This window comes from Afipia sp. 1NLS2, assembly GCF_000178995.1.
Classification (GTDB): Bacteria; Pseudomonadota; Alphaproteobacteria; order Rhizobiales; family Xanthobacteraceae; genus Afipia.
Window position 1 is genome coordinate 250,507 of record NZ_ADVZ01000002.1, and the last position, 19,000, is coordinate 269,506.

General features: G+C 62.9%; 23 protein-coding genes. 16 read left to right on the plus strand and 7 right to left on the minus strand.

The genetic code is table 11. The features are described 5' to 3' along the window. Positions 1-17: 17 nt before the first annotated feature. Positions 18-1,007 (minus strand): GlxA family transcriptional regulator, encoded by a 990-nt coding sequence (locus tag AFIDRAFT_RS09905; RefSeq protein ID WP_009339223.1) that lies wholly within the window; start codon positions 1,005-1,007, stop codon positions 18-20. Positions 1,008-1,067: 60 nt separating this feature from the next. Between AFIDRAFT_RS09905 and AFIDRAFT_RS09910 the strand changes: the two genes are divergently transcribed. Continuing rightward, positions 1,068-1,766, plus strand: coding sequence for a DJ-1/PfpI family protein (locus tag AFIDRAFT_RS09910; protein ID WP_009339224.1), 699 nt, complete (start codon positions 1,068-1,070; stop codon positions 1,764-1,766). A 106-nt stretch (positions 1,767-1,872) separates the two neighbouring features. Next, positions 1,873-2,214 carry a Lin0512 family protein gene (locus AFIDRAFT_RS09915; protein WP_009339225.1) on the plus strand — a complete coding sequence of 114 codons (342 nt, stop codon included), beginning with the start codon at positions 1,873-1,875 and terminating at the stop codon, positions 2,212-2,214. Positions 2,215-2,238: 24 nt separating this feature from the next. Here the strand turns inward: AFIDRAFT_RS09915 and AFIDRAFT_RS09920 are convergent, their stop codons facing one another. Together AFIDRAFT_RS09920 and AFIDRAFT_RS09925 are read right to left on the minus strand one after the other, a co-directional pair. After that, positions 2,239-2,634 carry a RidA family protein gene (locus AFIDRAFT_RS09920; protein ID WP_009339226.1) on the minus strand — a complete coding sequence of 132 codons (396 nt, stop codon included), beginning with the start codon at positions 2,632-2,634 and terminating at the stop codon, positions 2,239-2,241. Next, positions 2,631-3,554, minus strand: a complete 924-nt coding sequence (locus tag AFIDRAFT_RS09925) for a LysR family transcriptional regulator (RefSeq protein WP_009339227.1) — start codon at positions 3,552-3,554, stop codon at positions 2,631-2,633. Before AFIDRAFT_RS09925 ends, AFIDRAFT_RS09920 begins: the two co-directional genes overlap by 4 nt. A gap of 95 nt (positions 3,555-3,649) precedes the next feature. Between AFIDRAFT_RS09925 and AFIDRAFT_RS09930 the strand changes: the two genes are divergently transcribed. From AFIDRAFT_RS09930 to AFIDRAFT_RS09940, 3 genes are all read left to right on the plus strand, one after another. Continuing rightward, positions 3,650-4,282: a pyridoxamine 5'-phosphate oxidase family protein gene (locus AFIDRAFT_RS09930; RefSeq protein WP_009339228.1), complete on the plus strand. Its 633-nt coding sequence runs from the start codon at positions 3,650-3,652 to the stop codon at positions 4,280-4,282. A gap of 22 nt (positions 4,283-4,304) precedes the next feature. Then, the gene (locus AFIDRAFT_RS09935; protein WP_009339229.1) at positions 4,305-4,862 is read left to right on the plus strand and encodes a methylated-DNA--[protein]-cysteine S-methyltransferase; all 558 of its coding nucleotides are present in this window, start codon (positions 4,305-4,307) and stop codon (positions 4,860-4,862) included. A 91-nt stretch (positions 4,863-4,953) separates the two neighbouring features. After that, complete coding sequence (locus AFIDRAFT_RS09940) at positions 4,954-5,328, plus strand: ArsC family reductase (RefSeq protein ID WP_009339230.1); 375 nt, start codon at positions 4,954-4,956, stop codon at positions 5,326-5,328. Positions 5,329-5,371: 43 nt separating this feature from the next. Here the strand turns inward: AFIDRAFT_RS09940 and AFIDRAFT_RS09945 are convergent, their stop codons facing one another. Then, positions 5,372-6,004, minus strand: coding sequence for a PAS domain-containing protein (locus tag AFIDRAFT_RS09945; RefSeq protein WP_009339231.1), 633 nt, complete (start codon positions 6,002-6,004; stop codon positions 5,372-5,374). A 286-nt stretch (positions 6,005-6,290) separates the two neighbouring features. On the opposite strand from AFIDRAFT_RS09945, the gene AFIDRAFT_RS09950 reads away from it, so the two are divergent. Genes AFIDRAFT_RS09950 through AFIDRAFT_RS09965 form a run of 4 tightly spaced genes read left to right on the plus strand, consistent with a single transcriptional unit; the run spans position 6,291 to position 9,558 of the window. After that, positions 6,291-7,013: an ABC transporter ATP-binding protein gene (locus AFIDRAFT_RS09950; protein ID WP_433994110.1), complete on the plus strand. Its 723-nt coding sequence runs from the start codon at positions 6,291-6,293 to the stop codon at positions 7,011-7,013. Next, positions 7,006-7,722, plus strand: coding sequence for an ABC transporter ATP-binding protein (locus AFIDRAFT_RS09955; RefSeq protein ID WP_040298258.1), 717 nt, complete (start codon positions 7,006-7,008; stop codon positions 7,720-7,722). The genes AFIDRAFT_RS09950 and AFIDRAFT_RS09955 overlap by 8 nt, the downstream gene beginning before the upstream one ends. Before the next feature lie 2 nt (positions 7,723-7,724). Continuing rightward, positions 7,725-8,588 carry a branched-chain amino acid ABC transporter permease gene (locus AFIDRAFT_RS09960; RefSeq protein WP_009339234.1) on the plus strand — a complete coding sequence of 288 codons (864 nt, stop codon included), beginning with the start codon at positions 7,725-7,727 and terminating at the stop codon, positions 8,586-8,588. 1 nt (position 8,589) lies between these two features. Further along, a complete protein-coding gene (locus AFIDRAFT_RS09965) occupies positions 8,590-9,558 on the plus strand; it encodes a branched-chain amino acid ABC transporter permease (protein WP_009339235.1) in 969 nt (322 codons plus the stop codon). A gap of 3 nt (positions 9,559-9,561) precedes the next feature. Here the strand turns inward: AFIDRAFT_RS09965 and sugE are convergent, their stop codons facing one another. Then, a complete protein-coding gene (gene sugE, locus AFIDRAFT_RS09970; protein ID WP_009339236.1) occupies positions 9,562-9,876 on the minus strand; it encodes a quaternary ammonium compound efflux SMR transporter SugE in 315 nt (104 codons plus the stop codon). Between the two features lie 202 nt (positions 9,877-10,078). On the opposite strand from sugE, the gene AFIDRAFT_RS09975 reads away from it, so the two are divergent. The 6 genes from AFIDRAFT_RS09975 (at position 10,079) to der (ending at position 16,009) form a co-directional block, all read left to right on the plus strand. Next, complete coding sequence (locus AFIDRAFT_RS09975; RefSeq protein ID WP_040298333.1) at positions 10,079-11,701, plus strand: peptide chain release factor 3; 1,623 nt, start codon at positions 10,079-10,081, stop codon at positions 11,699-11,701. A gap of 119 nt (positions 11,702-11,820) precedes the next feature. After that, a complete protein-coding gene (locus tag AFIDRAFT_RS09980; protein WP_198007810.1) occupies positions 11,821-12,405 on the plus strand; it encodes an NnrU family protein in 585 nt (194 codons plus the stop codon). Positions 12,406-12,407: 2 nt separating this feature from the next. Continuing rightward, complete coding sequence (gene panB / locus AFIDRAFT_RS09985) at positions 12,408-13,238, plus strand: 3-methyl-2-oxobutanoate hydroxymethyltransferase (protein WP_009339239.1); 831 nt, start codon at positions 12,408-12,410, stop codon at positions 13,236-13,238. Positions 13,239-13,400: 162 nt separating this feature from the next. Next, entirely contained in the window at positions 13,401-14,045 is a 645-nt protein-coding gene (locus tag AFIDRAFT_RS09990; protein WP_009339240.1) for a tetratricopeptide repeat protein, read from the plus strand. Positions 14,046-14,049: 4 nt separating this feature from the next. Beyond that, positions 14,050-14,568: a hypothetical protein gene (locus AFIDRAFT_RS09995; protein ID WP_009339241.1), complete on the plus strand. Its 519-nt coding sequence runs from the start codon at positions 14,050-14,052 to the stop codon at positions 14,566-14,568. Between the two features lie 55 nt (positions 14,569-14,623). After that, positions 14,624-16,009 carry a ribosome biogenesis GTPase Der gene (der, locus tag AFIDRAFT_RS10000; protein ID WP_009339242.1) on the plus strand — a complete coding sequence of 462 codons (1,386 nt, stop codon included), beginning with the start codon at positions 14,624-14,626 and terminating at the stop codon, positions 16,007-16,009. Positions 16,010-16,015: 6 nt separating this feature from the next. Here the strand turns inward: der and AFIDRAFT_RS10005 are convergent, their stop codons facing one another. Continuing rightward, the gene (locus tag AFIDRAFT_RS10005; RefSeq protein ID WP_009339243.1) at positions 16,016-16,756 is read right to left on the minus strand and encodes an SDR family NAD(P)-dependent oxidoreductase; all 741 of its coding nucleotides are present in this window, start codon (positions 16,754-16,756) and stop codon (positions 16,016-16,018) included. 185 nt (positions 16,757-16,941) lie between these two features. On the opposite strand from AFIDRAFT_RS10005, the gene AFIDRAFT_RS10010 reads away from it, so the two are divergent. Continuing rightward, positions 16,942-17,445: a GNAT family N-acetyltransferase gene (locus AFIDRAFT_RS10010; RefSeq protein ID WP_009339244.1), complete on the plus strand. Its 504-nt coding sequence runs from the start codon at positions 16,942-16,944 to the stop codon at positions 17,443-17,445. Positions 17,446-17,451: 6 nt separating this feature from the next. Here the strand turns inward: AFIDRAFT_RS10010 and purF are convergent, their stop codons facing one another. Beyond that, the gene (gene purF / locus AFIDRAFT_RS10015) at positions 17,452-18,957 is read right to left on the minus strand and encodes an amidophosphoribosyltransferase (protein ID WP_009339245.1); all 1,506 of its coding nucleotides are present in this window, start codon (positions 18,955-18,957) and stop codon (positions 17,452-17,454) included. Between the last annotated feature and the right edge of the window lie 43 nt (positions 18,958-19,000).

The window sequence follows — 19,000 nt, forward strand, 5'->3', positions numbered from 1 at the left end:
CCGCGCCGCCGTAAAACTCACGAACTGAACCGCGCGCGATAATCCTGCGGTGTTGCGGCAAGCGTTCGCACGAAGCTGCGGCGCATGGTTTCCTCCGAGCCGAAGCCGCAGCGCGCGGCGATGCGCTTGACCGGCAGCCGCGTGTCGGAGAGGAGACGCCGCGCCGCTTCCACCCGCAGCCGCTCCACCGCGCGGGCAGGCGTCTGTCCGGTGGCCTCGACGTAGCGGCGGCTGAAACTGCGTTCGCTCATGCCGGCCTGTTGTGCAAGCACAGGCAGCGACAGGTCACCGCCGACATGATGTGACATCCAGTGGTGCAGCGTGCCGAAGCGGTCCTCGGCGCTTTGCAGCGACAGCGCGACGCTGAACTGCGCCTGTCCGCCGGGCCGCTTGAGGAACATCACGAGATGCCGCGCGACCGCGAGCGCCATTTCGCGCCCGATGTCCTGCTCGACCAGCGCCAGCGCGAGATCGATGCCAGCCGTGATCCCGGCCGAACTCCACACCGCGCCATCCTGCACGAAGATCGGGTCGGGCTCGACGTGGATGGCGGGGAAGCGCCGCGCAAGCTCCTTGCATTCGGTCCAGTGCGTGACAGCACGCTTGCCGTCGAGCAAGCCTGCTGCGCCGAGCAGGAACGCGCCGGTGCAGACGGACGCGACACGGCGCGCTTGCGCCGCGCGGCCCTGAACCCATTTGACGAGCGCCTTGTCGGTCGACGCTTTGCGGACACCGGCGCCGCCCGCCACCAGCAGGGTATCGAGCGTGGATCGTGCGCGCGGCAGCGGCGCGGTCACGAGGCCAAGCCCGGCCGACGTCGTGACCGTCGCGCCCTTCGGCGCGACGACTTGCAGATCGTAGGGCGCCGCGCCGCCGGATTTCGTGGCGATCACGTTCGCCGTCGCGAACACCTGCAACGGCCCCGCGACATCGAGCAGTTGCACGCCGGGAAAAGCGAGGATTTCGATGCGGCGCGGCTTTGGCGGAAAACGAGGGTTCTTTGGCATATCCGCCAGAGCCTGTCAGCCTATGGTGGGCTTGTCCAGACCCATTCTTCGGAGCCTCGCATGATCCCGCCCGACACCCATCTTCAGATCGGCTCGCTTTTATTCGAGGGCCTCGACCAGATCGACCTCACCGGTCCGTTCGAGATCCTCTCGCGGATGCCGAACTCCACCTATCGTCTCTACGGCAAGACCACCGACACCGTGCGTGACATTCGCGGCCTGCGTCTTGCGGCGGATGCGCTGCTGGCCGATGCGCCGCAGCTCGACGTGCTGCATGTGCCCGGCGGTTACGGGCAGGAGATGCTGATGGAGGACGAGGAGGTGCTGTCCTGGGTCCGCAGGCAGGCGGCGGGTGCGAAGTGCGTGCTGTCGGTCTGCACCGGCGCGCTGATCTGCGGCGCGGCGGGCCTGTTGAAGGGCAGGCGCGCGACCACGCACTGGTCGGCGTTCGAACTGCTGCCGATCTTCGGCGCCATTCCGGTGAACCAGCGCGTGGTGGCAGACGGCAACATGGTGTTCGCGGCAGGCGTCACCGCCGGCATCGATGGCGGGTTGCGTGTCGCCGCTGACCTGCGCGGCGCGGAGGCGGCGCAAACGATCCAGCTCTATATGCAATATGCGCCCGAGCCGCCGTTCAATGCGGGCACGCCGGAAACCGCTCCCGCGAGCGTCGTCAGCACCGCCCGCAAGAATGCGCGGGCCATCACCGAGCAGCGGCGCGAGACTGCCCAGCGGGTGGCCCAGCGGCTTGGTCTTTGAAGCCGTCTTGAGTTGGCCAGCTTCGGCATGCTGATCCGGTCTTGTCGCGCCGGGCGAGACCGGTTATGGCGATCCAGCTGATGGTTGGTTCAGGAGCAAGACGACAATGGCAAAGGTACGTTGCATCACCGAGATGGGCATGGGCGTGGACGTTCATGGCAAGGATGGCACCAAGGCGGCGCGCCGCGCGGTGTCGGATGCGCTGCGTCACTCGAGCCTGAGCTTCTTTCCGCTGGTCGGCAAAACGCGCGACGACATGTTTGTCGATGTCACGGTCGCCGTGCCGGACCCGAGCGGGGTGGACACCGCTGCGGTCGCGAAGGAATTGCCTTATGGCAAGATCACGGTGAAGGCGGTCAAGGGCGGTCTGGAAGTGCCCTATGAGGGCAAGGATTCTATCCTGATCGCGAACGCGGCCATCATCGTTTACATCGACGACGGCAAGTAATCGTCATGCCTGCTGTCGGCGGCCTTACACCGCTGCAATGCAGTCGATCTCGATGTCGAAATGGCCGGGCCATGCCGGCACGTTGATGAAAATGCGTGCTGGCGGGTCTTTCGGAAAGTAGCGCGCATAGACCGCGTTGACGGCGGCGAATTTCTCGACCGACGTGCAATACACGTTGCACTTTAAAACCTTGTCGAGAGACGATCCGGCCGTTTCAAGACAAAGCTTCATCTGCTCAAGTACGATTTCGGTCTGTCTTTCGATGGGTGCATCGATCACTTCGCCTGTTGCGGGATCGAACGGCGGAAAGCCGGACACATAGACTGTGTCGCCGTGGCGCGTGACCGCGGAGGTTGGCGCCTTCCAGCGTTCGAGGTACGTCGATAGCGGCTCGACCCGGATGATCTCGCGTTTGCTCATGGTGTCCTCTTTGTGGATTCTGATCCAAGCGCCTTCCTGATACGTGGCGCGGCGAACTCCAGAAAATGCCGCATCTTCAGCGGCAGGATGTTCTGGCCCGCGTGCATCAGATGCACCGGGATCGGCGCAGGCTCATGGTCCTGCAAAACGATTTTCAGCTTGCCCTGCCGGATGGCCTGTTCGGCCTGATAAGACAAAACGCGGGTGAGGCCGATGCCCGCGATCGCGGCATCGACGGCGGCTTCCGCCGTGTTGACCGCAAGCCGGCAGACCGGGCGGACCGGTCGCGGAGGTCCTTTCCCCTTTTTCGCGAAGGTCCAGAACGATGCCGGGGAGGCGATCGCAAAGGCCACGCACATGTGCGCATTGAGATCGTCCGGCGTCTGCGGCGTGCCGTGCGCCTTGAAATAGGCAGGGCTGCCGCAGACCACCCGCCGGATCGCGCCGACGCGGGTGGCGACCATCGTGCTGTCCGGCAGCTCTCCGATGCGCACGGCCATGTCGATGTGATCCTCGATCAGGTCGATATTCTTGTCCGACAGCGTCATGCGCACATTGATCTCGGGAAAGCGCAGGAGGAAGTCGTTGACGATGGGCAGGACGTGCAGCCTGCCGAATGCGACCGGCGCGGTGATGGCGAGGCCGCCGCGCGGCGCGCTGTACTCGCCCGTGGCCTGTTCTTCGGCCTCGTCCACCCATTCGAGGATGCGCTTGCAGGCCGCGATATAGGCGGTGCCGGCTTCTGTCAGGCCGAGCTTGCGTGTCGAGCGGACGAGAAGCTGGGTTTTCAGGTGTGCTTCGAGTTCCGAAACCTTGCGGCTGATGGTGGGAAGCGGGACGCCAAGCTTGCGTCCGGCGGCCGACAGGCTGCCTTCCTCCACGGCCGTGACCAGTAGCGACATTGCCTCAAGCCGATCCATCTTGTTCTCATTTTCCGAGAGGGTACTTCTCGAAAGTACAGGATTATTACTTTCGACGGTAGGCCATATTTTGTGCTCAACCGAGGGAGGGTCGGATGATTCATCGATTTCTCGAGATTGCTACAACGCCCAGCGTCAAGGCGGCGCAGGCTGCCAATGGTGTCGCTGAGTACTGGGAGCACCTCACAAGCACGCGCACGCGCGATCGTTTCACCGAGGCCGAACTAGCCTTCATTGCCGAACGCGACAGCTTCTACATCGCGACGTCGTCGGAAAACGGGTGGCCTTACATCCAGCATCGTGGTGGACCGAAGGGGTTCCTGCGCGTGCTGGACGACAAGACGCTCGCTTTCGCCGATTACCGGGGCAACCGGCAATACATCACGACCGGGAATCTGGCGGCCAACGATCGCGTCTGTCTGTTCCTGATGGACTATCCCCGGCGGGGCCGGTTGAAGGTTTATGCGCGTGCCGAGGTGAAGGAGGTTCGCGACGATGCTTCGCTGGTGGATCGGTTTGCCATCCCCGGATACAAGGCGAAGGTGGAGCGCGTGATGATCCTGCATCTGGAGGCGTTCGACTGGAACTGCTCGCAGCACATCACGCCTAGGTTCACCGAAGAGGAACTGGCCGAGGCGCTGGAGCCGGTGAGGGCACATCTGGCCGAACTCGAGGCCGAGAACACGCGTTTGCGTGAGATGGTTGGGAAGGAGAAGGCGCTCATCTGAAAGCGCCGGATAAGGGCAGATCATGAAGGCTGACAGCTACGCTGTTTTTGAGACGGCATCAGGATTCTGCGGCATCGCATGGAGCGACGACGGTATCACGCGGTTTCAGTTGCCCACGGATAACGCCGCTGCCACGGAGCGGTTGCTGCTCCGGCGGATGTCGAACGCGAAGGCGGCGGAGCCGACGCCGGACATCACCGGTGTGATCGATGTGGTGCGACGTTATTTCGAGGGCAGCGAAGTCGATTTCTCGGATTTGAATCTCGACCTCGAGGGTCAGGACGATTTGTTCAAACAAATTTACGCTCTGGCCCGGCGTCTCCCATGGGGGCAGACGACCACCTACGGGGCGCTGGCGAAGGAGATCGATGCCGATCCGCGGCTTGCCCGCGATGTCGGTCAGGCGATGGCCAAAAATCCGATCCCGCTCATCATTCCCTGCCATCGTGTACTGGCCGCAGGCGGCAAGGTCGGCGGGTTTTCCGCGCCGGGCGGAGCGGCATCGAAGGTCCGGATGCTGGAGCTGGAAGGCGTCGTGATGGCGCCGGAAGAGCCCGCGCAGCAGTCGCTGGGATTTTGAAATAATCCTGTTCACGCGTCGTCCGGGCCGGTTTTGCGCTGTTCGCGCGATGCCGTAAGATGGCGGCATCTCCAGTCAGTATGAGGTCGGCGTGTCTGTCACCATCTATGGCATCAAGAACTGCGACACGATGAAGAAGGCGTTCGCCTGGCTCGACAAGACCGGCGTCGCCTATGATTTTCATGACTACAAGAAAGCGGGCATCACCAAGGGCGATCTTGAGAAGTGGTGCAAGGCCGCAGGCTGGGAAACGGTTCTCAATCGCGCCGGGACCACGTTCAGGAAACTGCCGGACGCCGACAAGGAAGGGCTGACCGAGCGCAAGGCCATCGCCCTGATGATGGCGCAGCCTTCGATGATCAAGCGGCCCGTACTCGACGACGGCAAACGCCTTTTGGTCGGCTTCAAGCCGGATGAATATGAAAAAGAACTCGGGAAGGCGGCGCGCAAAAAGGCAGCCCGCTGATGCGGGCCGCAAGTTTGCCTGAACTTAGCAAGTTGGTCTGAACTTACTCGAACTCGATCTTGTCGCGCGGCGAGATTCGCGGTGGCGGCTTGAAATAGAGCTTCTTATCGATCACGGCGCGGACGACATCGATCGGGAGCCGCTCGCGCATGAGCTGGTTGATGTCGAAATGCCCCTCCGGGCTGATCGTCTCGAACGAGGCGAAAATACGGGTGATGCGCTTGCCGTCGCTGAAGGGAAGCAGAAGCCGCTCGAGATCGACCTTGCGCTTGTCGCGGTCGTGAAGCCGCGACACGGTATAGACCGGCAGCCCGCGCCGGATGCATTCCTCGTAAATGGGCATGATGACGGGAATAAGTTTGGGACCGAGATACTCGCTCAATTCCCGGCCAATACCGGTTGCGCCATAGGCCTTGGCGAGCCGTGTGCCGCCGCTGTCGATCATGATGCGCTGGTGGCCGTTCTCGACCTTCACGGTGTAGAGCACCGCCGAGGCGCAATCCGTCTCGTTGCATTCGAGATGGAATTCTTCAAATGGCGGGGCGTGCTGAAGCGGCGTGTAGAGGCTGAGCCATTTGTTCAGCAGGTCGCGCTGCTGAATCGCGCGGACGACTTCAATCGTTGTTCCCGGAAACGAAGCGGTATCGTCAGGAAGAATGTCTCGTTTGGCCGACATGGTGACAGCCTCCGAAATCAATTCCGATAAAGGTCCATCATGTTCCTGATATTTACAAACGCAAGACAGAAAATGCGTTGAGAGTTCCTAACGCCGCTTTTTTAAACTTGAGATGTTGTGCGGTGCACTTCACTGTCCAAAGGTCTCGTTGCGCGGCACGGAAGGTTCGCTGCATATTCGGCGAGGGCAGGTGGCGCTTAGGCAGATAAGGCAAATAATGCCGATGCTTATTGCAATGCGAAGGCGGGGATTCTGATTGTCGGACTACATCCTTGAAACACACGGGCTGACCAAGGAGTTCGCAGGTTTTTCCGCGGTCAGCGACGTCAATCTGCAGGTTCGGCGCCATACCATTCACGCGCTGATCGGGCCCAATGGCGCGGGCAAGACCACCTGTTTCAACCTGCTCACCAAATTCCTCCGTCCCTCGAAGGGGACAATTATCTATAATGGCGAGGACATCACCGAGATGAAGCCCGCCGATGTGGCGCGGCTCGGCCTTGTACGCTCCTTCCAGATTTCGGCGGTGTTTCCCAACCTGACGGCGCTGGAGAATGTGCGCGTGGCCCTGCAGCGCGAACACGGCGAGTCGTTCGATTTCTGGCGGTCGAAATCGGTCCTCAACCGTTTCAACGAGCGGGCGAGGGCGCTGCTGGACGACGTGGGGCTGTCGGCCTTCGCCGATATCCGTGCGGCTGAAATGCCCTATGGGCGCAAGCGCGCGCTGGAGATCGCAACGACGCTCGCGCTCGAGCCGGAACTGATGCTGCTGGACGAGCCGATGGCCGGCATGGGCCATGAGGATATCGACAAGATCGCCACGCTCATCAAGCGCATCGCCGCCGACCATACCATCCTGATGGTCGAGCATAACCTCAATGTGGTGTCGAACTTGTCGGACAAGATCACTGTGCTGACGCGCGGCCAGATATTGGCCGAGGGCGATTACGCGACCCTGACCCAGGACGAGCGTGTGCGGGAAGCCTATCTGGGGGCCGGGCATGCCTGAGGCAGCAACGGCGCCCGTGCTCGACGTCAAGGGACTGCAAGCCTGGTACGGCGAGTCTCACATTCTTCACGGCATGGATTTTCACGTCCGGCCCGGCGAGGTGGTGACGCTGCTCGGCCGCAATGGTGCTGGCAAATCCACCACGCTGAAATCGATCATGGGCATCATCGGCAAGCGCCGGGGCTCGGTGATGTTCGAGGGCAAGGAAACAATCAACCTGACCTCGGACAAGATCGCGCGCCTCGGCGTCGCGTTCTGTCCCGAGGAGCGCGGGATTTTCTCCAGCCTCGACGTGAAGGAAAACCTGCTGCTGCCGCCGCAGATACGTCCGGGCGGCATGCCGGTGGAGCGGATCTTCGACCTGTTTCCGAATCTGAAAGAGCGGCTCACCAGCCAGGGCACCAAGCTGTCCGGCGGCGAGCAGCAGATGCTGGCGATCGCACGCATCCTGCGCACCGGCGCGCGCTTCCTGATGCTGGATGAGCCGACGGAAGGACTGGCCCCGGTCATCATCCAGCAGATCGGCCGCACCATCTCGCGGCTGAAGGCGGAAGGCTTCACCATTCTTCTGGTCGAGCAGAATTTCCGGTTCGCGGCGGATATCGCGGATCGTTTCTACGTCGTCGAGCACGGGCAGGTGATCGACACCTTCGCGAGCGGCGAGCTGGAAGCCAATATGCAGAAACTTCACCAATATCTCGGCGTGTGACGATGCAGGCGCTTTACGGACAGCTTCTTGTCGGACTGATCAACGGCTCGTTCTACGCGCTGCTCAGTCTTGGCCTTGCCGTCATCTTCGGCATGCTCGAAATCATCAATTTCGCCCACGGCGCGCTCTACATGATGGGCGCGTTCACCGCGTATTTCCTGCTGCATTATTTCGGCCTGAATTACTGGTGGGCGCTGTTGTTCGCGCCGCTGATCGTGGGCGCGTTCGGCATGTTGCTGGAGCGTACGCTGCTGCGCTGGCTGCAGGGCCTCGATCCGCTCTACGGCCTGCTGCTGACCTTCGGCCTTGCGCTGGTGATCCAGGGCATCTTCCAGAACTATTTCGGCTCCTCCGGCATGCCCTATGCGATGCCGGCCGAACTGCGCGGCGGCGTCAATCTCGGCTTCATGTATCTGCCGATCTATCGCGGCTGGGTCGTCGTCGTGTCGCTGATCGTGTGTCTGGCGACATGGTTCCTGATCGAACGGACGCGGCTAGGTGCTTACCTGCGCGCCGCGAGCGAGAACCCGACGCTGGTTCGCGCCTTCGGCATCAACGTGCCGCTGATGATCACGCTGACCTACGGGCTTGGCGTCGGCCTCGCGGCGCTGGCCGGTGTGCTGTCGGCGCCGATCAATCAGGTCGGACCGCTGATGGGAGCGGACCTCATCATCGTGGTGTTCGCGGTGGTGGTGATCGGCGGCATGGGCTCGATCATGGGTTCGGTCATCACCGGCTTTTCCCTTGGAGTGATCGAGGGACTGACCAAATATTTTTACCCGGAAGCATCCAACACCGTGGTCTTCGTGTTGATGGTGCTGGTGTTGCTGGTAAAGCCGACAGGGCTGACGGGACGGGCGAACTGACATGGCGACCATCACCGAAAACGCGACCCCCACCAAGAACCGCTCGATGGCGGACGAGATCGTCGGCTTCATCGTCATGGCGGTGCTGCTGGCCGCCGTGCCGCTGACCGGCATCTACCCTTACTTCGTGATGCAGGCGCTGTGCTTTTCGCTGTTCGCCTGCGCCTTCAACCTGCTGATCGGCTATAGCGGCCTGTTGTCGTTCGGCCATTCGATGTTCCTCGGCACCGCGGGCTATTTCACGGCCTATTCGCTGAAGTCGTGGGGCGTGCCGCCGGTCGCCGGCATCCTGATCGGCGTGTTCGCGGCCGCTGTCTTGAGCGTCATCACCGGCGCCATCGCGATCCGGCGGCAGGGCATCTACTTCGCCATGATTACGCTGGCGCTGTCGCAATTGATGTTCTTCATCTATCTGCGCGCGCCGTTCACTGGCGGCGAGGATGGCATTCAGGGCATTCCGCAGGGCACGCTGTTCGGGATCTTCGATCTCTCGCACACCAACACGCTTTATTATTTCATCCTCAGCGTGTTCCTGCTGGCGTTCCTCCTGATCCACCGCATCGTCAACTCGCCCTTCGGCGAGGTGCTGAAGTCGATCCGCGAGAACGAGCCGCGCGCGATTTCGCTCGGCTACAAGGTCGATCAATACAAGCTGATGGCGTTCATCCTGTCGGGCACGCTGGCGGGTCTTGCGGGATCGCTGAAGATGTTCGTGACCCAGAATGCTTCGCTCACCGACGTGCACTGGACGATGTCGGGCGAGGTCGTGCTGATGACGCTGGTCGGCGGCCTCGGCACGTCCTTCGGCCCCATCGTCGGTGCCTTCATCATCGTCGCGATGCAGCAGTATCTCGCATCATTCGGCCAATGGGTGATGGTGATGCAGGGCGCGGTATTCATCGTCTGCGTGCTGACCTTCCGCCGCGGCATCGTCGGCGAGATCGCGCACTACTTCAAGCGCTCGCTGTGAACCTCACGTCGCGAGTTTCAACCCGACGATCCCGGCGATAATCAGCCCGATGCAGGCGAGCCGCCCGGCCGTCGCCGGATCGCCGAACAGCACGATGCCGAGGATCGCGGTGCCGACCGCGCCGATGCCGGTCCAGACCGCGTAGCCGGTTCCGACCGGCAGCGTTTTCAGCGCGATCGCGAGCAGGATGACGCTGATCGTCATCGCGGCGAGCGTCAGGACCGAGGGCACCAGCCGGGTGAAACCCTCGGTATATTTGAGCCCGATAGCCCAGCAGATTTCCATCAACCCGGCGAAAAACAGGATGACCCACGCCATGAAGCGCTCCTTCAACGGGCAGGGTCGTCCCCGCGAAAATGATGGGATTTAACGGGCGCGCGAGTTCCGCAAGCCGCGAAGCGGGGTCGTCCCCGCCAAAGAGCTATTTAGGGAAACAAGGGCGGTTTCCGCAAGGGCAGGACGAGGCGGAAGGGCGGTTTCCCTTGATCCTGAAGCGTTTCCCTGCCACATGCTCGCGATCATGACCGACACTGTAATTGCCGCCGATTCTGCGTCTCCGCTTGCCCATGAAGTCGAGCGCAGGCGCACCTTCGCGATCATTTCCCACCCCGACGCGGGCAAGACCACGCTGACCGAAAAGCTCCTGCTGTTCGGCGGGGCGATCAATCTCGCCGGGCAGGTCAAGGCCAAGGGCGAGCGGCGCTCGACGCGCTCGGACTGGATGAAGATCGAGCGCGACCGCGGCATTTCCGTCGTCACCTCGGTGATGACGTTCGAGTTCGACAACCTCGTTTTCAACCTGCTCGATACGCCGGGCCACGAAGACTTCTCCGAGGACACCTATCGCACGCTCACCGCAGTCGATTCCGCCGTGATGGTGATCGACGCCGCCAAGGGCATTGAGGATCGCACCCGGAAGCTGTTCGAGGTCTGCCGCCTCCGCGATATTCCGATCATCACCTTCATCAATAAAATGGATCGTGAAAGCCGCGATCCGTTCGATTTGATGGACGAGATCGAGAAGACGCTTGCGCTCGACACCACACCGATGACCTGGCCGGTAGGACGGGGCCGCGACTTCCTCGGCACCTACGACATCGCGACCGGCGGCGTGCGCCTTCTCGAAGGCGGCGGCGCCAAGACCGGGCAGGCCGAGCAGATCGAGATCAAGGAGTTGGCGGGCCGTAATCCCAATCTCGATGCGAACGCGATCAGCGAAGAACTCGCGCTGGTGTCGGAGGCCTGCAAGCCGTTCGATCTGGAGTCGTTCCGCGAGGGGCATCTCACGCCGGTGTTCTTCGGCTCGGCATTGCGCAATTTCGGCGTCGGTGACTTGCTCGAAGGGCTCGGGCGCTATGCGCCGCCGCCGCGCGCGCAGGACTCCAGCACGCGCAAAGTCGAGGCTTCCGAGCCGAAGATGAGCGCGTTTGTCTTCAAGATTCAGGCGAACATGGACCCGAACCATCGCGATCGCATTGCGTTCGCGCGGCTGTGCTCGGGCAAGCTGACGCGTGGCATGAAGTCGAAACTGGTGCGCACCGGCAAGAACATGACGCTGTCCGCGCCGCAGTTCTTCTTTGCGCAGGATCGCGCCATTGCCGACGAGGCGTTCGCGGGCGATGTGGTCGGAATCCCGAACCACGGCACGCTCAGAATTGGTGACACGCTGACGGAGGGCGAGGACATCCAGTTCGTCGGTGTGCCGTCATTCGCGCCGGAAATCCTCCGCCGCGTGCGGCTCGGCGACGCCATGAAGGCCAAGAAGCTGAAGGAAGCCCTGCAGCAGATGTCGGAGGAGGGCGTCGTGCAGGTGTTCCGCCCGCGCGACGGCTCGCCCGCGATGGTCGGCGTCGTCGGCCAGTTGCAGCTCGACGTGCTGAAGGCGCGGCTGGACGCGGAATATTCGCTGCCGGTCGATTTCGAGATCAGCGAATTCCAGTTGGCGCGCTGGTTCACGGCGGAAGACCGCAAGACGTTCGACACGTTCGTCAACGCCAACGGCTCCAGCATCGCCGAAGATGTCGATGGCGATCTGGTGTATCTCGCCAAGAATGAATTCTATCTCGGCTACACCCGCGAGCGCTCGCCGGGCATCACCTTCACGAGTATCAAGGACGTGAAGAAGGCGGGCAAGGGCGAGTAAACCGTATCAAACTGAGATACGCCGCATGCCGGTGATGTGAAGGCGCATGCTTCTGGCGCATTGCGCGCTGCACCATAAAAATGCTACCCGAGCCCATCGATCTGATGGGCGGTGCTCTCATGGGTTTTGCACTTCTGATTTTGGGGCTGGCGCTTGTTCTGGGCGTCCATGTGCTGACGACACGCCGTGATCTGCGTGCCTCGCTGGTCGCGCGGCTGGGCGAGGGCGGCTACAAGGTCGCTTTCAGCGTGGTTGCGATTGTCGGCATCGCGCTTGCGGCCAAGGGCTTCAGCGTCTATCGCGCCACCGAATGGATCGATATCTGGCATCCGCCCAAGGCGATGCGCCATCTGACGCTGGCGCTGATGCTGCCTGCCGTCATTCTGGTTGTCGCGTCCTACATTCGCGGGCGCATTTTCGCGAAGCTGAAGCATCCGATGCTGGCCGGCGTGAAGTTGTGGGCGTTGGCGCATCTTCTGGCGAACGGCGATCTCGGTTCGATCATCCTGTTCGGCTCCGTGCTGGCATGGGCCGTCTATGACCGCATTTCGCTGAAGCATCGCGCCGATGCCGGCGCACCGCCGATTCCGGTGGGCGGCATTGGTAATGATCTGATCGCGGTCGCGGTCGGGGTCGTGGCCTATCTCGCCCTCGCATTGGCCTTCCACCCGCTGGTGATCGGCGTTCCTGTCGTCGGAGTCTGACCATGTCCATTCAAAACGCAGCCAAGCGCAAAACCGCGCCTGAGATTTTCGCGCGCAAGGGCGGCGAGCCGATCGTGATGCTGACCTCGTATCACGCGCACACAGCGGCATTGGTCGACAAATATTGCGACATCATTCTGGTCGGTGATTCCCTCGGCAACGTGATGCACGGTTTCGAGACGACCGTGCCGGTCACGCTCGAGATGATGATCCTGCAAGGCCATGCGGTGATGCGCGGCTCGAAGCAGGCGATGGTCGTGGTCGACATGCCGTTCGGCTCCTATGAGGCCTCAAAAGAGCAGGCGTTTCACTCCGCCGCGCGCGTACTGAAGGAAACCGGCTGCGGCGGCATCAAGGTCGAAGGCGGGGTGCGGATGGCGGAGACCATCGCGTTTCTCGTCGAGCGCGGCATTCCGGTGATGGGCCACGTCGGCCTCACGCCGCAGTCGATCAACACGCTTGGTTCGTTCCGGGCGCGCGGCCGCGATGAAGCGGACTCGGCGATGATCCTGGAAGACGCCAAGGCGGTGTCGGAGGCGGGCGCGTTCTCGATCGTGGTCGAGGCGGTGGCCGAACCATTGGGGCGCAAGATCACCGAGAGCGTCGCGTCACCGACCATCGGCATCGGCGCGAGCGTCGCCTGCGACGGGCAGGTGCTGGTGCTGGAAGACATGCTCGGCCTGTCGCCCTGGGCGCCGAAGTTCGTCAAACGCTATGGCGACCTCGGGCCGGGCATCGAGAAGGCGATTCAGGACTACGCCAGCGAGGTGCGGTCGCGCGCGTTTCCGGGCCCTGAGCATGTTTACAACCTGAAGCCGAAAACCGCGAAATAGCCATGATCTAGCCCTGATCGGGTTTTGGGGCCACGGGTGGCGGTTAACGCTTTGATCCGCCTCGCTTTGCCTTGTGGCTGCCACAGCGTTACTGTATCGGCTTGCATCATCGCAGGGGAATGGTGCGCCAGCGCGCCGCGACGATCGGTGGGGTTTTATTAAGTGTCTGAATTATTTAGCGAAATCGATGAGGATTTGCGCCGCGAGCAGCTTAAGAAGCTGTGGGACCGCTATTCGCTGCATTTCATCGTGCTCATCGTCCTGATCGTCGGCGGTGTCGGCGGTTGGCGCGCCTACCAGTATTTCGAGAATCAGAAGGCGGAAGCCGCTGGAAAGGCCTTTGAGGCTGCGGTGGCGTTGACCGATCCGGCCCAGGCGCAGGCGGCTTTCGACAAGATCGCGAGCAGCAACGCGCAGGGTTACAGCACGCTGGCGCGGCTTCATGCGGCGGCTGAAGCAGCCAAGCAGGATTCGCAGAAGGGCATTGCCGCGTTCGACGCGGTCGCCAATGACGGCAAGGTCGAAGCGCCGATCCGCGAGATCGCCCGTTTGCGCGCGGCGAGTCTGCTGCTCGACACCGCGCCTTACGCCGACATCGAGAAGCGGTTGTCGGACGATGCATCCGGCACTCACACGTTCCGCCATTCCGCGCGCGAATTGCTGGCACTGTCGGCCTGGCGGGCGAAGAACAACGACGCGGCGCGCAAGTGGCTCGACATGATCGGCGATGACCCGCAAAGCCCCGCAACGCTGCGTAGGCGTGCGGAAGCGTTGCTTGCGCTGTTGCCTCCGGCCGCGAAAAGTTAAGCCGATGCTGGTCCGATTTCCCAGACGCCATCTATCCCGTGCATTCACCGGCGCTATTCTGGTGAGTATTGCCAGCGTTCTGTCGGGTTGCGGAGGCGCGGCAAACAGCTTCGATCCGACCGACATGTTGAGCTTCCTCGACACCAAGAAGCCGCTACCCGGAACACGTCATCCGGTATTCCCGGAAGGCGTGCCGGGCGTCGAGCAGGGCGTGCCGAAGGAGCTTTACAAGGGCGCGCAGCAGAACGATCTCACGGCGACAGACCCTGCTACGCCGGGGGCCCCGTCTGCAGCAGGTCAGGCAAACGCAGCTCCGGCTGCCGCCGCAGCACCGCCGCCTGAAGAGAAACCGAAGAAGCGGGTACGCACCGCCAAGCGCAAGAGCATTACGGCGCCGCCGCCGGACGAAGCACCAGCAGCGGCCCCTTCACAACAGCAGCAGCAACCGGCTGCCCCCCAGCCTCAGCAGCAGCAATTGTCGCCATTCCCGGCGCCGTTGCCGAGCGGCAGCTTCTCGCATTAAATCCGCGTCGCGCGGCACTTGCATATGACCGCGTAAAGGGCGGACGGGATCGATCATGTCCTTCACCATTGCGATCATCGGCCGTCCCAACGTCGGTAAGTCGACGCTGTTCAACCGGCTGGTCGGACAAAAGCTCGCGCTGGTGGACGACCAGCCTGGCGTTACGCGTGATCGCCGCGAGGGGCTTGGTCGCCTTGGCGATCTCGAATTCACCATCATCGACACGGCGGGCCTCGATTCAGGGCCGCGCGGTTCGCTCACCGCGCGGATGCAGGAGCAGACCGAGACGGCGATCGCTGCGGCGGATGCGCTGATGTTCGTGATCGACGCGCGCGCGGGCCTCACGCCGAATGACCGTGCCTTCGCCGACTTTGCGCGCCGCGCCAACAAACCGGTGCTGCTGCTCGCCAACAAGAGCGAGGGTAAGCAGGGCGAAGCAGGCATCGCGGAATCCTATGCGCTCGGTCTGGGCGATCCGATCGGCATTTCCGCCGAGCACGGCGAGGGGCTAGGCGATCTGTATGACGCGCTGCGCGAATTGATGCCCGATCCGATCGATGATGAGGCGGACGAGGACGACCCAGACGGCGCGGAAGACTTCGAAGACGATCCCACGCGCCCGATCCGCGTCGCGGTGCTGGGTCGCCCCAATGCGGGCAAATCGACGCTCATCAATCATCTGCTCGGCGAGGAGCGGCTGCTGACGAGCCCGGAAGCGGGCACCACACGCGATTCCATCGCGGTAGATGTCGAATGGAAAGGCCGGAAGCTGCGGGTATTCGACACCGCGGGTTTGCGCCGGCGTTCGCGCATCGACGACAAACTCGAAAAGCTGTCGGTGTCGGATGCGCTGCGCGCGGTGCGCTTCGCCGAAGTCGTTGTGCTGGTGGTGGACGCGCAGAACCGCTTCGAGGAGCAGGATCTGCGACTGGCCGATCTTGTCGAACGCGAAGGCCGCGCTCTCGTGCTTGCCGTCAACAAATGGGATCTGGTGGAGCGCGCGCCGAGTGCGATCGGCAAGCTGCGCGAAACCGCCGATCATCTGCTGCCGCAGGTGCGCGGCGCGCCGGTGGTGGCGATTTCTGGCCTGATGGGAGAAGGCATCGACCGGCTGATCGGCGCGATCGAGAAAGCCTATGCCACCTGGAACAAGCGCATTCCCACCAGCGCGCTGAACCGCTGGTTCGAACAGGCGACGCGCAACAATCCGCCGCCCGCCGTGTCGGGCCGCAGGCTGAAGCTGAATTACGTAACGCAGACCAAAGCGCGGCCGCCTAGCTTCGTGGTGTTCTGTTCGCGCGCCGACGCTGTCCCGCAATCCTATCTGCGCTATCTCACAAATACATTGCGCGAGGCGTTTGATCTGCCGGGCACGCCGGTCCGCATCACGCTGCGCGAGAAGGCCAACCCGTTCGCACACAAGGCGAAGCGAAAATCGTAGCTTCCCTCACACCGGCGGACGGAAGTGCATCAGCGAGCGGGTGCGGTAGTCGTAGACCTTGCCGGTCTCGTTCCAGTCCGGCATGCACATCGGCAGGATGTATTCGGCGGCTTGCTCAGGCGTGTCGAGCGTCATCGGGTCCTCGCCCGGCATGACGGAGGCGCGCATGCGGGTGCGGATCGGTCCCGGATTGAACAGGTTGACGCGGATCTCGCTTGTCGCTGTCTCGTGCGCCCAGACCCGCGCCAGTGCTTCCAGCCCGGCCTTGGAAGCGGCGTAAGGTCCGCGATAGGCGCTGGCCTTGGAGGCAGTGCCGGAGGTGATGAACACCGCGCGGCCAGCATCCGAATGGATCAGCAATGGCTCCATGCAGCGGATCAGCTGGAAGTTCGCGGTAAGGTTGACCCCGATCGCGTCCATCCACGGCTTCAAATCAATATGGCCAAGTGGCGAGGAGGGGCCGGCGACGCCGGCATTGCCGATCAGGATGTCGAGCTTGCCGTGGCGGTCGTTCAGCGCGGCGCCCAGCCGTGCCACGCCGTCGTAATCGGTGATGTCGAGCGGGACCAGCGTGGTGCTGCCGCCTTCGCTGCGGATTTCATCGTCGAGTTCTTCCAAGCCGCCCTGCGTCCGCGCCACGGCGATGACATGGGCCCCAGCGCGGGCCAGCGCGCGCGCCGCTGCGTGGCCGATGCCGCGCGAGGCGCCGGTGACGAGAGCGATGCGGGAAGCGAGGGGTTTTGTCATTTTTAAACTCTTCAGCCTGCGTCATGCCCGGGCTCGTCCCCGGCATCCACGCCTTTGCGGCAGGTTTTACAGACGCCGGTGGCCGGGCGAAAGGGCGTTCACGCCCGTCTTCGACGGGCTATGCCCGGCCATGACGGGAGGGATGGTTATTGAGGGAGAAGACGGACGGCAGCTAGAAGGCTGACATGCTGACCGAACGTGCTTCATGGCGACAGATGCAGCCTGCCGATCTGCCCGCCGTCCATGCGCTGCAAGCGCTGATCCATCCGGCCTATCCGGAGGATGCGGCGGTATTCGCCGAGCGGCTGCGGCTTTATCCGCCGGGCTGCCGGGTGCTGGAAGGCAATGGGAGGCTCACGGCTTATGCCATCAGCCATCCGTGGCTTGACCGCGCGCCGCCGCAACTCAACACGCTGCTCGGCGAATTGCCGCCACAGCCTTCGACCTATTATCTCCACGACATCGCGTTGCTGCCCGAGATGCGGGGCACCGGTGCGGCGGCCGAAGTGGTGACATCGCTGGCCGAGCAGGTGCGGGCCGAGCGCCTGCCGTCACTATCGCTGATCGCAGTCAACGGTTCGGAAGGCTTCTGGCAGCGGCAGGGCTTTGCGGCAGTGGTGGACGATACACTTGCGGAGAAGCTGCGCAGCTATGGCGAAGATGCGCAGTTCATGATGCGAAGGCTTTGAGCGAACTCAGCTTGCTTCCGCCAGCAACGAGAGCTGGTGCTGCGGCTGTTCCACCTGCGTCTGGTCGGTGAGGTGGGTCGGATAGTCGCCGGTGAAGCAGTGATCCGAGAACTTCGGATTGGCCGGGTCGCGTCCCGGCTCGCCGACCGCGCGGTACATGCCGTCGATGGAGAGGAAGGCGAGAGAGTCCGCTCCGATGATGTCGCGCATTTCTTCCAGCGTATGCGTGGCCGCGAGAAGGCCGCCGCGGTCCGGCAGGTCGATACCGTAATAATCCGGGTGGATGATCGGCGGCGAGGCGAGGCGGAAGTGAACTTCCTTGGCGCCCGCGTCGCGCATCATGCGCACGATCTTCTTCGAGGTGGTGCCGCGCACCAGCGAGTCGTCGATCAGAATGATGCGCTTACCTTCGATCGCGGCGCGGTTCGGCGCGTGCTTCATGCGCACGCCGAGTTCGCGCACGCTCTGCGTCGGCTGGATGAAGGTGCGTCCGACATAGTGATTACGGATGATGCCGAGTTCGAACGGTACGCCCGATTCCTGGCTGTAGCCGATGGCGGCAGGGACGCCGGAATCCGGCACCGGCACGACCACGTCCACATCGACATGGCTTTCGCGGGCGAGCTGCGCGCCGAAGCCTTTGCGGACTTCATAAACGGAACGCCCGCCGACGACGGAATCCGGGCGGGCGAAATAGATGTACTCGAAGATGCAGGGGCGGGGCGGCTGCGGCGGGAAGGGTTTGTGAATCTCGGTACCCTTCTCGTCGAACACGATGACTTCGCCGGGCTCGATGTCGCGAACATATTTCGCGCCGATGATGTCGAGCGCGCAGGTCTCCGAAGCGAGGATCGGGCAGCCGTCAAGCTCGCCGAGCACCAGCGGGCGGATGCCGAGCGGGTCGCGTGCACCGATCAGCTTCTTGTTGGTGAGCGCCACCAGCGCGTAGGCGCCTTCTATGGCGCGCAGCGCCTCGATGTAACGCTCGATGAAGCGGGTGCGTTTGGAATGGGCGACGAGGTGGAGAACGACTTCGGTATCGGTGGTCGATTGCATCATCGCGCCCTGGCGGACCAGTTCGCGGCGCAACGACAGGCCGTTGGTGAGGTTGCCGTTATGGGCGATGGCGAAGCCGCCGGCGTTGAGCTCGGCGAACAGCGGCTGCACATTGCGCAGGATGGTTTCGCCGGTGGTGGAATAGCGGACGTGGCCGATGGCGTTGTCGCCGGGAAGACGGTCGATTACGGCTGCGCGGGAGAAGGTGTCGCCGACGAGGCCGAGGCGGCGTTCAGAGTGGAAGCGGTGGCCGTCGAAGGAGACGATACCGGCGGCTTCCTGGCCGCGATGCTGGAGGGCGTGAAGTCCGAGGGCGGTGATGGCGGCGGCGTCGGGATGACCGTAGATGCCGAAGACGCCGCATTCTTCCCGTAGCGTGTCGCCTTCGCCGTGCAGATCGATATCGCGCTGGTCGCGTTCGCCTGTGGCGGCCGTGCTACCGGAGAAGTTGTTCATCGTGTCACCAAGCCTCCGCGCCATTGAGACGATATCTAGCTGA

Excerpts from the sequence above, each read along its gene's own strand:
- AFIDRAFT_RS09905 (WP_009339223.1), bottom strand. The coding sequence starts at position 1,007 with ATGCCAAAGAACCCTCGTTTTCCGCCAAAGCCGCGCCGCATCGAAATC.
- AFIDRAFT_RS09910 (WP_009339224.1), top strand. The coding sequence starts at position 1,068 with ATGATCCCGCCCGACACCCATCTTCAGATCGGCTCGCTTTTATTCGAG.
- AFIDRAFT_RS09915 (WP_009339225.1), top strand. The coding sequence starts at position 1,873 with ATGGCAAAGGTACGTTGCATCACCGAGATGGGCATGGGCGTGGACGTT.
- AFIDRAFT_RS09920 (WP_009339226.1), bottom strand. The coding sequence starts at position 2,634 with ATGAGCAAACGCGAGATCATCCGGGTCGAGCCGCTATCGACGTACCTC.
- AFIDRAFT_RS09925 (WP_009339227.1), bottom strand. The coding sequence starts at position 3,554 with ATGGATCGGCTTGAGGCAATGTCGCTACTGGTCACGGCCGTGGAGGAA.
- AFIDRAFT_RS09930 (WP_009339228.1), top strand. The coding sequence starts at position 3,650 with ATGATTCATCGATTTCTCGAGATTGCTACAACGCCCAGCGTCAAGGCG.
- AFIDRAFT_RS09935 (WP_009339229.1), top strand. The coding sequence starts at position 4,305 with ATGAAGGCTGACAGCTACGCTGTTTTTGAGACGGCATCAGGATTCTGC.
- AFIDRAFT_RS09945 (WP_009339231.1), bottom strand. The coding sequence starts at position 6,004 with ATGTCGGCCAAACGAGACATTCTTCCTGACGATACCGCTTCGTTTCCG.
- AFIDRAFT_RS09955 (WP_040298258.1), top strand. The coding sequence starts at position 7,006 with ATGCCTGAGGCAGCAACGGCGCCCGTGCTCGACGTCAAGGGACTGCAA.
- AFIDRAFT_RS09960 (WP_009339234.1), top strand. The coding sequence starts at position 7,725 with ATGCAGGCGCTTTACGGACAGCTTCTTGTCGGACTGATCAACGGCTCG.
- AFIDRAFT_RS09965 (WP_009339235.1), top strand. The coding sequence starts at position 8,590 with ATGGCGACCATCACCGAAAACGCGACCCCCACCAAGAACCGCTCGATG.
- sugE (WP_009339236.1), bottom strand. The coding sequence starts at position 9,876 with ATGGCGTGGGTCATCCTGTTTTTCGCCGGGTTGATGGAAATCTGCTGG.
- AFIDRAFT_RS09975 (WP_040298333.1), top strand. The coding sequence starts at position 10,079 with ATGACCGACACTGTAATTGCCGCCGATTCTGCGTCTCCGCTTGCCCAT.
- AFIDRAFT_RS09980 (WP_198007810.1), top strand. The coding sequence starts at position 11,821 with ATGGGTTTTGCACTTCTGATTTTGGGGCTGGCGCTTGTTCTGGGCGTC.
- panB (WP_009339239.1), top strand. The coding sequence starts at position 12,408 with ATGTCCATTCAAAACGCAGCCAAGCGCAAAACCGCGCCTGAGATTTTC.
- AFIDRAFT_RS09995 (WP_009339241.1), top strand. The coding sequence starts at position 14,050 with ATGCTGGTCCGATTTCCCAGACGCCATCTATCCCGTGCATTCACCGGC.
- der (WP_009339242.1), top strand. The coding sequence starts at position 14,624 with ATGTCCTTCACCATTGCGATCATCGGCCGTCCCAACGTCGGTAAGTCG.
- AFIDRAFT_RS10005 (WP_009339243.1), bottom strand. The coding sequence starts at position 16,756 with ATGACAAAACCCCTCGCTTCCCGCATCGCTCTCGTCACCGGCGCCTCG.
- AFIDRAFT_RS10010 (WP_009339244.1), top strand. The coding sequence starts at position 16,942 with ATGCTGACCGAACGTGCTTCATGGCGACAGATGCAGCCTGCCGATCTG.
- purF (WP_009339245.1), bottom strand. The coding sequence starts at position 18,957 with ATGAACAACTTCTCCGGTAGCACGGCCGCCACAGGCGAACGCGACCAG.